Here is a 12,306-nt window from a genome sequence, read left to right on the forward strand (position 1 = left end):
CCTTTGTTTTTTACGAAGCAGTGAACGACTAGCGGCCGGCCATCTGCTGCAGGCGGCGGATGCGCTCTTCCATGGGCGGATGAGTGCTGAAAAGTTCTGCCATACGCATGCCGCTGAACGGGTTTACAATAAACATATGTGCAGTAGCCTGATTGCCGCTGTGCATGGGGATGCGTCCACTATAAGCGCCCAGTTTCTGCAGTGCGCTGGCAAGATAAAGCGGATTGCCGGATAAGCGTGCACCAGCTTCGTCTGCCAGATATTCGCGAGAACGCGAAATGGCAAACTGAATAAGCGAAGCTGCAATAGGAGCAAGAAACGCCATAGCCAGCATAGCTATCGGATTGCTTCCGCCTTCTTCATCATTGCTGCCACCGCCGAAAAAGGCGCTGAACTGCAGAATGTTGCCAAGCATCACAATGACTGATCCAAGCACTCCGGCAATGCTTTGTACGAGGATATCTCGGTTGGCAATGTGGCCTACTTCGTGTGCGATAACCCCTTTCAGCTCTTCAGGCGTCAGCAGTTGCAGGATGCCTTCGGTAACGGCTACCACTCCGTGTTCAGGGTTACGGCCGGTAGCAAATGCGTTGGGCGTTTGTTCAGGAATAATGCAGACGCGAGGTTTGGGGATGCCGGCGCGTTGGATAACTTCGTCTACCATGGCGTGCAACATGGGAGCCTCAGAGGGGGTGACCTCGCGGGCATGGTACATTTTCAGCACGATTTTGTCGGAATACCAGTAGCTGCCCACATTCATAATAAGGGCAAAGCCAAAGGCGAAGATAAGTCCCGTTTTGCCGCCCAGCAGGCCGCCAAGCATTATAATGAGGCCTGAAAGCAGAGCAAGAAGAAGGACGGTCTTCAATTGACTGGTCATTAATGGGTCTCCTTTTATCCGTAAACTGTGCACGTTGCCTGTGGAATAAAGGCTCGTTACGCGACCCGCTTTGTTGTGGCAATAGCCTGCGGCGGGTACTACTCACTTTTTTTAATGATAATTCAGTCTGTGACGAAGGCAAGAGGGCGCAACAGGCTGAAACGTTACAGTACGGATTTATGGAACATACGGACCATGTCGGCATTCACGGCAACGTCCCAATGGCCGGACCAGACTGCAACAAGGTAGCTAATCCACAAAAGGGCGACAGAACCGTAACAGATGCTCCAGAAAAACTGTTTTCTGCCCAGTGCGGTAACTTGCAGGCAATCCTGCTTCGGGCAGGCGGTTATACATTCAGTGCATCCTATGCAGTCTGCGTTGGAAATGCGGATTTTGGTATCTACGGCAATACCGGCAGGGCAAGCTTTACTGCACTGCGCACACTTAATGCATGCTGACTGATCTCGCTGGATTGCAAACGGACTCAGCTTGGAGAAAATGCCCAGCAGCGCTCCGTATGGGCACAAAAAACGGCACCAGGGATTGGTAATAAAAAGACTGGCTATGCCAAGAACAGCCAGAACAGTAAGTGCAATGGCAGAAGGGTTCAGGAAGAAGAGTAACATTTTTGAGTCTGCAACCTGATTGTACGGGCTGGTTAAAAAAGAAGCAGTTGCCTGTGCGTTCATGCTAAAGCCGATTGTCCAGAAGAATCCGGCCATGATGACATATTTGGGCAGGCGAAGCAGGGCATATGTAATTTTTTTCAGCGTGGTATCAGGCCTTGCTGGGCGCCGCCTGTTCAGCCCGAGCCTTTTGCCTGTTCGTTCCAGCAGACCGCTGAAGTATCCTATGGGGCATATGTAGCCGCAAAAACCTTTGCGGAAGAAAAGGCTGATGCCAATGGCTGCAAAGAAGATGGTCAGCCCAGCGGGGTGTACCGGGTCCCACTGACCTGTGGTGAAAAAGTGCTTTGCCCCCAGCAGTGCGCTGATGGGCAGAAAGCCTTCGACCATAGGGGGCTTGGGCGTAAAAATGCCTGTTTGTTCTGTGGCCCAGTGAAAGTACAGATAAAAACGCCAGCCGCAGAAAATGGAGAATAACGCAAAGCAAAGTTGAATAGTCCGTCGCAGGCGGGCAGAGGTGATTCTGCTGTCTGCGTCGGATAATGATCGTGATGTGGTTGTCATGTGTCTATCATCTCGTTTGCCGCACTGGCGGCAGGTAGTTGAGTCGTGTGCCGTTTGGGCAAGTGACTAGCGCACCGTGCAGGCTATGGCAAGCTGAGCGTGTTTGTTATCGGCTCCATAAAAAGCTTGTAAGAAAAAATTGGTATTATGCGTCAGGGCGGACCGGTTAGAGCAGAGAATATAGGATTTGGCGGGGTGCTACAGGATGCATCGGGACGTGTCAGGGACAATATGGCGCATTATGTCCAAGGTAGGGGCGTTTTCTGAAGAGAATCGGAAGACAACAGATAGCCGGTATAGTTAAGCATAATCTGATTTAGTCGCGGGTAATTGAACAGGCAGAATGAGGCAAGGCTGCTATGAATATGAAGGCCGCCACAAAGAATTGGTCCGCAGGCCACAATGCGGGATTATTCAGACCATAACAAAAGGCCCCGCCTGCGGGCAGACGGGGCGAAATTTGTCCAGATTGCGGTTGGTTACTGGTTAGCTGGTCTTTTTAATGTAGTAGATAGCGCCGAGAACAGAAGCCAGACCAAGAAAGAAGAACAGAAAATCCATGTTTATACCCTCTTATACCCTGTTGTGATTCATTTCACTATGTGCCTGCTTCTTCTTAGCGGAAAGTAGCGGAATTCTCAACCCTTGCAGCCCGTCAGAGTCAAAAAAGAAGCTAACGTTTGAGGAAGCATAGAGTATCAGTCTGTTGGTAGGCCGTGGGAAGTGCCGAGAGGGTAAATAGTAAGGCTTGTCAACTTATCCTGACCCATGAATTGCAGTGGGAATCGGGACCGCTGCAACACACTGTGTGCCTCTTGTTGCGTGTTGCAGGCGTTGTTGCGAAATTGCCTGAGCTGCAAAGTATTATTCACAATATGCAGTAGCTTGGGGGGAGGAACTAATAAAAGATCATGTGTTACTGCGTTATACTTGCTGAATGACAATACTCATTCGGTGCCTGCAATTTCTTTGTGGTTTTGTAGCAGGAGCCTTTCTTTTTTTATCTGTAATAGCCTTTTTTCAAATGAACACTTGCATATTTCATGGCATTAATTTGCTTACAAGTTCTGCGGGCTATACTCAACAATAGCATTGACAGGTTTCTTGATGAATGGATACTTATGAACAAATAATCCATAACGTAATGCTTTGTTTTGTGAAACATGAATCATCGGCAAAGACTATACTCAATTGTAGGTGTTGCATTTGTTGCAATCGTTTTCAGTGTGTTCGGGTATACCCGAACATATGCGCTGGAACGATTTGAACGTTTCTTTTTTGATGCTCATTACAAAACAATAGAGACGCCGGAAGAGCAGAAAAATGTTGTTTTAGTTCTGGCAGGGGAGCCGACGTTTAAGCAGCTTGGCTCTTGGCCTTGGTCAAGACAGTACCATGCACAGCTCTTAGGTAAGTTAGGATTTTCAAAAGCTATTCTATTCGACATTCTGATGGCTGAATCCGGCCCGCCGGAAGCCGATGCCTTGCTTGCGGCTGTTGTTCGAGCGCTTGGCAATGTTGTGGTAGCTTGCCATATAACCACAGACCTTTCCGGTACTCCTCAAGTTGTTTATCCGTATACATCACTACTTCAAGCCGCAGCAAAAGTCGGCATAACTAATGTGCCGAAAGACATCGACGGCTACTACCGTTTTTTAAAGCCTGTCTGGAGCGTAAAAGATACTCCCTTGGCTTCATTTCCTCTGGCTGGTGCTTCGCTTGTTTCAGGAGCTACTCCGGGGTTGAAGTCGCTGGATAACGGTTACGAACTGGTTATAGGCGAACATTCTGTTCCGATTGATGCACACGGTATGCTGTGGGTTCAGACTGCTTCGAGTCCGATTACCAGATACGAATACTGGGATGTACTTTCAGGACGTGTCCCTCCGGAAACATTTAAAAATAAAATTGTTGTAGTCGGAGTTGCTGCGTCTGGGGCGGCAGATTTTCATCTTGTTCCCGGGCCTGCTGGCGGGATCGAAATGCCCGGAGCTGAAGTCAATGCGAAGGCGCTGGCAACTATTCTATGGGGCGAGCCGCCTGTTCGCATAACGCCGATAATTGCGGCTGTACTGACTTTGATGCTGGCAGTAGCAGGAGGTGTTATCGGCGGCAGACGCCCAGTGGTTGCACTTGTATGGTTTGCGTTATGTGCAGTGTCTTACCTGACTATTGTTCATATTATCTTTGTCAGCAAAGCTTTGTGGGTGGGGTCGGCTGCGCCGTTGCTGGCAATGGTTTTCTGTTTCCTTACTGCTCAGGTGTTGCGCTACATCTATGTGCATCGGGACTGGGAGCTGCAGGGCCACGCTTTTCAGCAGATTACAGAGCTGAATGCAGCACGGATGAGCCAGCATCAGAACCTTGCCTCTTTGCTTGAATCCATATGGAAAGATGTAGTCGGGTCTTCTGAAGTGACACTGGTGGGTAACTGTCTGCCTTCTGAAGAAATTGAAGAGCGCTTTTTAAAGGCAGCTGATTCCGGTCTCATGGCTGTCCGTCCCGGGCCTGCCGGAATGAGTTGGGGGCTCGCGTTACCAATTCCTTATAGCGCAGGGGGGCGCAGGTTCGTTCTGTTAGGGTGGAATCGTCATATAAGTTTGAACACGCTTCATGCGTTGTGTGCCGCTCTTTTGTCTTATGCGATGTTCTATCGAAACATTGTTGAGGCAAAGGAAAGGAAGGCCGTACTTTTAAAGACAATCCGCTCGATATTTACCGCACTTGATTACCGTGACCCGATAACCGGCGGGCACTCTAACAGAGTATCATCTCTTGTCCTTGAGATTATGGAAGAGATGAACATCAACGAGGAGTTGGCTGAAGATATTTACCTTGGCTCCTTAATACATGACGTGGGTAAAATCGGTATTCCGGATTCCGTACTTTTAAAGACCGACAAACTGACGGATGAAGAGTTTGCATTAATCAAAACGCATCCTGAGATTGGTTTTAAAATTATGCAGCTTGTTGGCTTACCTTCCGAAACTATTAATACTCTTCTGCAACACCACGAACGTTATGACGGAAAAGGCTATCCATCTCAGTTAGCTGGGAGCGATATATGTCTTGGTGCCAGAATCACGGCTGTTGCCGATGTGTTTGATGCGTTGACCAGCGACCGTCCTTATCGCCAAGGATGGACGCCTGAAAAGGTATGTAATTATATTTGTGAAAACAAAGGAACGGCTTTTGATCCTGAACTCGTTGATATCTTAGTGCAAATTAAGATGGGAAAAAGCTGGAAATTGCAAACAATGAATGATAAGGATAATAAGTAATAGTTACTAACTTTTCTTCGGGGGGGGAAATGCGAAATATTATTCTTTTGGTGCTTGCACTCACTTTGAGTTTTTCTCAGGCCTATGCTCAGGATTTGATGCTGGTGGATGACACAGGAAAAGGCCTTGTCATTGATGCCAGTAATCAGATGAGTTCCTTATCCGGTGTCAAAGCTGTAGCCGTTGATCAAACGGTCATGGTGAACGATACAGGCTCCGTTACACTTGCCACACCTGACGGTGTGGTTGTCATTGAAGCAGATGCCAAATCATTCGTTACCAATAAAGGTGTAGATGCTGCCGGCAAGCTGCACATCAAGGTTCTTAAAGGGACTGTTAATTTTTCTGTCGTCCCCGGCAATAAACTGGACGTAGAAACTCCGCATATGGTTGCATCTGTTCGCGGTACCCGTTTTAAGACTGTCGTATCTCAATCCACTACATCTCTTTCTGTTTCAGAGGGCGCTGTTGCAGCCTTCGATAACGCAGGTGATAGCGAAGTTGTTATGGCCGGTTCTGCAGTTAAATCTACTGCCAAAAGCTTTGACGCTGTTAGCCGAGAAGAGAATAAAATAAACCGTGCCGCAACAATCAAGGCGCAAGCCAGGCGATTTGCTGAAGAAGCAAAAGCGGAAGCCAAACAGCGCGCGGCAGAGGCTAAGATGAAAGCCAGACAACGTGCTGTTGAGGTTAAGGCGGGAGCTAAGAATGCCGGTGAAGACCGAACGGTCGGCGGTAGAAGCAGCTTTGGCTCTGACAATGGTCGTGGCGGTAAAGGCGGCAACGGCGGTGGTAACGGCGGCGGTAACGGCGGCGGTAAAGGCGGCAAAGGGCACTAATAGCTGCACCTCATATTTATACTTGAGCCTGTTGAAAGACAGGCTTTTTTTTACGCAAAAAAACTTCAGTGTGGTGGGTAATACGAGGCTGGAAAAAACTGATATACTTTGAGGTACGCAATAATAACAGGAGAATAGAGGGGGGTGCTTTTTGGCTGGTTCACTATTCCGGCATGTTCTGTAAGATGGCTCGGGATGCCCTGTGTCTGGTTATGCTCAAGCCTGGGGCCAGCGTGAAAGTTCGGCAAAAGCAACAAGGGCTTCACTTACAAAGCGGCGGCACAGTGTGGCATCCTTCATACCTTCGGCATTTTCCAGCCCTGTATGAGCGTCCACACCGGCGGGCCGGACCTGCATGATTGCTTCATGCACATTGTCAGGAGTCAGACCGCCAGCCAGAATTACCGGCAGCGGTGATTCGTTTACCAGCATTCTGCTGATGCTCCAGTCATGGGTTTTACCGGTTGCACCGTCCGCACCGGTGGACGGGTCATGGGTGTCCGTAATGTAGGCATCTACTATGGCAGCGGTATCGCGGATAATTTTTAGCAGTTGGCCCCTGTTGTCCTGTCCGGAGCTGTCTTTTTTTATGACAAGGCTTTTGATGATATACAGCGATGGTATTTCCGCCCGCAACGCTGCAAGCTCAGCCGTCGAAATATTTCCGTGCAACTGGACGTGAGAAACACCTAACTGCATGACAAAATCGCGGATTGTAGCTGCATCATGTAAATACGTGATACAGACAGGACAGGCGGGGCCGCCTTTTTCCTGTGGCAGAGCGTCAAGCATGCGGCAGACTTCTACCGCTTCCGCTTCTGAAAGGTCCTCACGGTGTACCGGCAGGCGCAAGGGCAGGCCGATGCATGGAATGCCGCTTTGCACGACAAGCATAGCCTCTGCAATGGAATGAACACCTGCGGCTTGAATAAGAGCATGAAGAGGCATGCCACGCCGAGGAATCGTTGTAGGCTTCATCATATTTATCCCGTTTGTTTTATTTCATTGTTCCTGCGTGGGCCGCAGTATGTGATGCGCCCCTCATGCAAGTGCAGCTCGTGCGTTATTTCAGGTATGATGTCTTGCTGGTGGTGGGTGACAAGTACCAGTTGCATTTTTTGTTGTGCCAGTGAGGAGAGCAGGCGGATGAACTGGCTGCGGGAACGTTCATCCATGCCGGAAAGAGGCTCGTCCAGAATCAACAGCTGCGGTTTTGCCACTACCGCCCGCGCCAGCATAAAACGCCGCAATGTTCCGTACGACATGGTACGGACAGGTTTGTGCGCCTGACTGCTGATGCCCAGACGATGCATCCATCGGGCTGCTGCGGTTCTCTGCTCGTCGGTTACGGTGTGCCACCAGAGTCCTGTGGAACTGAAGAAACCGGAAAGCACCAAATCCTCACCGCTTAGTTCCAGCAAGGTCGCGTGATATTTGTCATGACCATAGGTAGCCTGCAACTTGTCAGAAACAATGGTTATGCGACGATGTACTTCCTGCAGGGATACAGGGCCGCTGCTGCCGAACCATTGCACCTCTCCACCCCATGCCTGCCGTTCGTCCCCGTAAATAAGTCGCAGCAAGGTAGACTTTCCTGCACCGTTGGGGCCGAGAATCACCCAGTTCTCACCGGAATTGATCTGCCATGTGATGTCATGCAGTATTTGTTTCCGTTCGATGAATACCTGTGCATGTGAGATGCTGACAATGGGATTGCCTGCCCCATTTGCTTCTGTGCCTGTTTCAGAAAGCTGATCTGCTGCATACGATGGGAGCTCCGCACCTGTGGAGAACGTCTTATGTCCTGCTGCCTGCTTTGAGTCTTTTTGCCCGCGGTCTGTTTTGGCGGAGATATCCTGCTGCCCTGCTGAAAGAGCAGACTCTTTTTTGTCTGCAGCTGGCAGGGGTACAACTCCGGAGCTTGTCAGTGAGTCAACAGATTCACGAGGAGGAGACAGAGCCAGTGCCTGATACTTTTGTAACTCTGTCAACGTATCACTAAGACTGCCTTCCTTAACCAGTCTCCCATGATGTAGAAGTAAGCCTTTTGTTATGCAGGACGGGAATTCTTCGGGCCTGTGGCCGGTCAGCAGAACAGTGGTTTGCGGGCTGGCTATACAGTCAACCGCAGCAAGAATGATATCGCGGTTTGCTGCATCAAGTCCTTCGCATATTTCGTCCAATAGCAGTACCCGAGGCGAATGCACCACGGCCCGTGCCAGCAGTATTTTTCGCAACTGTCCCTGCGACATGGCCGGAAGTTCCATGTCCAGCAATTGTGCAGCATCCAGCAGGCGGGCAGTATCTTGCGCTGCTTCACGCTGGGCTTCGGTGGGAGTGCTGTATAGCATCGGGCTGGCAAAAAATCCGGAAAGGATTATTTCTTCGCCGGTCATGCGCCATGCCTGACGAATGTACTTTTCCTGCAGCTCAGCCGATACAAACCCATAGCGACCTTTGATCGCTATGGGGCTGTCTTCGCGTTGCCCGTCAATCATCCAGTGGATGCTGCCGCCGCATAACTGATCAGGGCGGGCATCGCCTGCAATAAGGCGCAGCAGTGTGGATTTGCCGGAACCGTTCATACCCAGCACGGCATGATGACTGCCAGATGAAAGTACCCAGCTGACCGTATCCAGCGCCGGTATATCCCTGTAGCTGATGCGAACGGAATCTAGAGTGAAAAGTGTGCTGCTGTCTGACATAAAGAATGTTTGTTGTTGGGGTGTTGCTACAGGCTTGCAATGCTATGTATATTTCTCTGGCAGGTTCTGAGGATATCCGCTTTTGATGCAGCCTGTTGTAAACTTTCTAGGATATCCAGCTCGGCTTACCTTGCAATTATGCGAACTTTGCTACCTGTACAGCGCCTGTACAATACCTGCACTGCAACAACGGGCAGCCGGTGAAGATTTTTACATATTGCAAGCGGCGAACACGAAATTGTTTTTGCTCACTTTGCTTCTGCCTTCCGGGGGCCATCTACAGACAGCCCAGAAGGCAGCGTATTTTATCTAGGTGGCAGAGCAGAATAGTGCGCAAAATATCAATAAACCCGAGGGCAGGCGTTGATCCTGCTCTCGGGCTTTTGATTTGCCGAACCGGTCAGGTGTTTTTAAAACTTCCGCGAATGCATGCGCCGTTTAACAAAGTACACGCTGTCCGTGTATCCGAACTTGCGGGCATACTGTTCCAGCTGATCAAAAGCGTAACCCACGGAAGCTTCGCTGTGAGCGTCCGAGCCGAAAGAAACCGGAATGCCCATTTCAGAAGCCAGTGCTATAAACTGCGGGCAAGGGTAAATTTCTTTGCAGGGTTTACGCAAACCGGCAGATGAAATTTCAATGGCCATACCGGCATCATGAATGGCGGTAAGTGCAGTACGGAATGCTGCTTTTGCCTCATCACCGGCAGCCCATTCTCTGAAAAGGTCAACACTGAAAATTTTGATAATGTCAGGATGCGCGACAATGTTGAAAAGGCCTGTCCGCGCCATGTTCGCCATGGTGGCATAAAACTGCTGGTACAGTTCAACTTGTCTGGACTCGCTTAAAACCTGCCAGTCTTCTTTGCGGTAATCAAATCCCCATGTATCAATGAAGTGGATGCCGCCGATAACATAGTCAAAGTCATGGGCCTTCAGGGTGTCCGCTATAAACGTCTCGTTGCCTTCCACCCAGTCCATCTCAAGCCCGAAAAGTACAGTGGCTTCGTTTTTAAATTCATCGCGCAGGCGTTTTACGTCTGCAACATATGTGGGAAAGCCTTCGATAAGGCGGGGCTGGTAATCAGAAGGGTAACTGTGGGTTTCGGGTCTCGGAGAATGTTCAGAAAAGCCGATGATGTCTATACCCTTGGCGCGGGCGGCATGAAACATGGCTTCAACTGTTGCCTTGCCGTGAGAATGCAGCGTGTGCAGATGTGTATCTGTTTTTATCATGAAGTACTTGTCCGGACAGATTGCGCTCTGGATATGCTGTAAGCAGGCTGCGCAATCTATTGTTTAGGATTATGAACTACGATTGCCACGGCTTTACGCACGGCTTCCAGAACATCTGAGTCGCGTACGGGGTCACGCAGTACAATGCTGCCCTTTTGCGCATACCGTGCGGGAAGTGAATTAAGAGCAAGTGCGTAAATGTCGTGCAGGTCTTCTGCATTTGGACGCAGTCCCGGCGGCTCTTCAAATACTTTTTCCATCATCCGCAGAACACGGGCTTCGTTCCGGTTTCGGATATGATAAAAATCTGCATCACCAAGCCGGTATTTCTCATGCAGGTGGTCGCTCATGCAGTCTCCTTTGATGTCTTATTCTCTGACGCTCCGGCAGGTTACACCACTAGAGCAGGATTTGCCTGAACTTTTATTATAGCAGGCACGTAATCAAAGGCGCAAGCGGACTTACAGGCTTTTTACACATTCTCTCAATCCATACAGTTTTTAGCTGATGCTGGAAAGGAGCCCGAACAGGCAAGAAGGGCCGCGACTAGTCGCTGAAAATGGTCTCCGTACGGTCAGTACCTATTCCCGTGCCCTTGTATGTTTTCTACCTTAGTTTACAGGATATTTTTCCGTTGAACATTGTTTTTCCCGTGGGCTTTTTTGATACGTCCAGAACGTGTTGTTTTTTGATGCTGCAATGTTAACTTTATGTATTCAAAAGTTGTTAACAGCTTGTTGTTTTTGCCGGCCTGTAACAGACGATATAAAAGTTTTTGTTTTGTGCGGCGGGAGCCCCATGTTGTGTCTGGCGAATAGTGACGAGCAGGACGCAGTATCCAGTATGCCAATGCAGAGGGTTAGCTGGTTTTATACACACCAGTTCAGCAGACCATAAAAAAGGCGCTGTAGATAAAGCGCCTTTGCTATGTGCGTAGTTGTCTGAAATTATAACTGAGATTTTATAACAATATCCGTGATCGGCCCGCGGGAACGCTCTCCTTTAAGGACGATATGAGCGTAGTTATTGTATCCTTTAAGCTTGCGGACAATCCAGTTCAGGCCGTTATTTGATTCGTTCAAATACGGGTTGTCCACCTGCCGTGTATCACCAAGGCAGATGCACTTGACGTTTTCCCCCATGCGGGTCAGCAGTGCCCTTACCTCTGTTCGTGAAAGATTCTGTGTTTCATCAATGATGACAACGGCATTTTCTATGTTCGTACCGCGTATGTACGCAAGCGGCAGGATTTCAAACCGCTTGGGATCGAACTTTAGTGGTGGTTCGGCAGAGTTAAGAAAGATTCGGTTAGCGGGGCGTAGCGTATGCAGCTTTAATAACAAGTCGCTGATATAGCGCATGTACGGTTCCATCTTTTCGCGGATGTCACCAGGGAGAAACCCCATTTTTGCTCCCAGCTCGATGGTGGGTTTCAGGACGAAAACTTTGCTGTAACGGTGCGACTGCATTACCAGATGCAGCGCAGAGGCAAGCGCAAGGTATGTTTTACCGTAACCTGCTTCTGATTGCACTGAAACAATGTCTATCTTTTCGTGCAGCATAAGCAGCATCGCCAGATTCTGGTAAATGCTGCGGGGCTTCACCTGCCAGACTTCATTGGTGTAGTTTATAACTTCTTCGCCATCCGGCCCGTTGAAAACCGGTTTGCCTTCCTGCCAGTGAAAGGAATTAGGGGGCGATGATTCTGCGGCCTCTGCAAAACCTGTGTATTGTTGTGAATCAGACTGGAACGGGCGTGAATCTTTATACTCTTCACAGTTAATGCCGTTTAAGCCGGCCTGAAGTTGCAGGATTCTGTCATTGGTAACCAGAATGGGGCTTTCAATGCGGGCCTCGCGTACTTCTTTAAGGATAAAGTTGTCCACTAGCTCTTCGGAGAATGGCGATGTGCTGGAATCGTTGTGGATAAAATGGATGATGTCTTTGTGATCAAGTAAGATGTCGACTACTTTTGACACGATGTGCCGTAGTCTGGGGTTGGTTTTCAGCGTGTTGAGCTCAAGCAGTACATGGTAGGGGATGAAAATGTTGTTTTCCTGCCCGTTGCGCAGGCTGAGGATACTTTCAGGGCTTTCAATCAGAACGTTGGTGTCTAACACAAAGTTCTTGGTCGCCATCTGGCCCCCTTACTTAGTCGGCTGACAGCCGGTTC

The 12,306-nt window shown here is 49.4% G+C and carries 9 protein-coding genes; 2 read left to right on the top strand and 7 right to left on the bottom strand.

The window, feature by feature from the left end; translation table 11 throughout:
• Positions 1 to 28: 28 nt before the first annotated feature.
• Positions 29 to 880, bottom strand: coding sequence for a zinc metalloprotease HtpX (locus ACK5LI_RS14360; protein ID WP_416950569.1), 852 nt, complete (start codon positions 878 to 880; stop codon positions 29 to 31).
• A 164-nt stretch (positions 881 to 1,044) separates the two neighbouring features.
• A complete protein-coding gene (locus tag ACK5LI_RS14365) occupies positions 1,045 to 2,073 on the bottom strand; it encodes a 4Fe-4S binding protein (protein WP_416950571.1) in 1,029 nt (342 codons plus the stop codon).
• A gap of 1,163 nt (positions 2,074 to 3,236) precedes the next feature.
• Between ACK5LI_RS14365 and ACK5LI_RS14370 the strand changes: the two genes are divergently transcribed.
• Complete coding sequence (locus ACK5LI_RS14370) at positions 3,237 to 5,354, top strand: CHASE2 domain-containing protein (RefSeq protein ID WP_416950573.1); 2,118 nt, start codon at positions 3,237 to 3,239, stop codon at positions 5,352 to 5,354.
• Between the two features lie 29 nt (positions 5,355 to 5,383).
• Positions 5,384 to 6,193, top strand: coding sequence for a FecR domain-containing protein (locus ACK5LI_RS14375; RefSeq protein ID WP_416950575.1), 810 nt, complete (start codon positions 5,384 to 5,386; stop codon positions 6,191 to 6,193).
• A 216-nt stretch (positions 6,194 to 6,409) separates the two neighbouring features.
• Here ACK5LI_RS14375 and ACK5LI_RS14380 read toward each other — a convergent pair whose 3' ends face one another.
• The 5 genes from ACK5LI_RS14380 to ACK5LI_RS14400 all read right to left on the bottom strand — a co-directional run bounded on the left by ACK5LI_RS14380 (position 6,410) and on the right by ACK5LI_RS14400 (position 12,271).
• The gene (locus ACK5LI_RS14380) at positions 6,410 to 7,174 is read right to left on the bottom strand and encodes a phosphoribosylanthranilate isomerase (RefSeq protein WP_416950577.1); all 765 of its coding nucleotides are present in this window, start codon (positions 7,172 to 7,174) and stop codon (positions 6,410 to 6,412) included.
• A 2-nt stretch (positions 7,175 to 7,176) separates the two neighbouring features.
• Complete coding sequence (locus ACK5LI_RS14385; RefSeq protein WP_416950579.1) at positions 7,177 to 8,898, bottom strand: ABC transporter ATP-binding protein; 1,722 nt, start codon at positions 8,896 to 8,898, stop codon at positions 7,177 to 7,179.
• A gap of 410 nt (positions 8,899 to 9,308) precedes the next feature.
• Positions 9,309 to 10,133: a histidinol-phosphatase gene (locus tag ACK5LI_RS14390; protein ID WP_416950581.1), complete on the bottom strand. Its 825-nt coding sequence runs from the start codon at positions 10,131 to 10,133 to the stop codon at positions 9,309 to 9,311.
• Between the two features lie 56 nt (positions 10,134 to 10,189).
• Positions 10,190 to 10,483, bottom strand: a complete 294-nt coding sequence (locus ACK5LI_RS14395) for a late competence development ComFB family protein (RefSeq protein WP_416950583.1) — start codon at positions 10,481 to 10,483, stop codon at positions 10,190 to 10,192.
• A gap of 597 nt (positions 10,484 to 11,080) precedes the next feature.
• A complete protein-coding gene (locus tag ACK5LI_RS14400) occupies positions 11,081 to 12,271 on the bottom strand; it encodes a PhoH family protein (RefSeq protein WP_416950585.1) in 1,191 nt (396 codons plus the stop codon).
• Positions 12,272 to 12,306: the final 35 nt, after the last annotated feature.

The sequence above is a fragment of the Oleidesulfovibrio sp. genome (genome assembly GCF_047973035.1).
Classification (GTDB): domain Bacteria; phylum Desulfobacterota; class Desulfovibrionia; order Desulfovibrionales; family Desulfovibrionaceae; genus Oleidesulfovibrio.

Coding starts and splice junctions, on each gene's coding strand:
- ACK5LI_RS14360 (WP_416950569.1), bottom strand. CDS start 880: ATGACCAGTCAATTGAAGACCGTCCTTCTTCTTGCTCTGCTTTCAGGC.
- ACK5LI_RS14365 (WP_416950571.1), bottom strand. CDS start 2,073: ATGACAACCACATCACGATCATTATCCGACGCAGACAGCAGAATCACC.
- ACK5LI_RS14370 (WP_416950573.1), top strand. CDS start 3,237: ATGAATCATCGGCAAAGACTATACTCAATTGTAGGTGTTGCATTTGTT.
- ACK5LI_RS14375 (WP_416950575.1), top strand. CDS start 5,384: ATGCGAAATATTATTCTTTTGGTGCTTGCACTCACTTTGAGTTTTTCT.
- ACK5LI_RS14380 (WP_416950577.1), bottom strand. CDS start 7,174: ATGATGAAGCCTACAACGATTCCTCGGCGTGGCATGCCTCTTCATGCT.
- ACK5LI_RS14385 (WP_416950579.1), bottom strand. CDS start 8,898: ATGTCAGACAGCAGCACACTTTTCACTCTAGATTCCGTTCGCATCAGC.
- ACK5LI_RS14390 (WP_416950581.1), bottom strand. CDS start 10,133: ATGATAAAAACAGATACACATCTGCACACGCTGCATTCTCACGGCAAG.
- ACK5LI_RS14395 (WP_416950583.1), bottom strand. CDS start 10,483: ATGAGCGACCACCTGCATGAGAAATACCGGCTTGGTGATGCAGATTTT.
- ACK5LI_RS14400 (WP_416950585.1), bottom strand. CDS start 12,271: ATGGCGACCAAGAACTTTGTGTTAGACACCAACGTTCTGATTGAAAGC.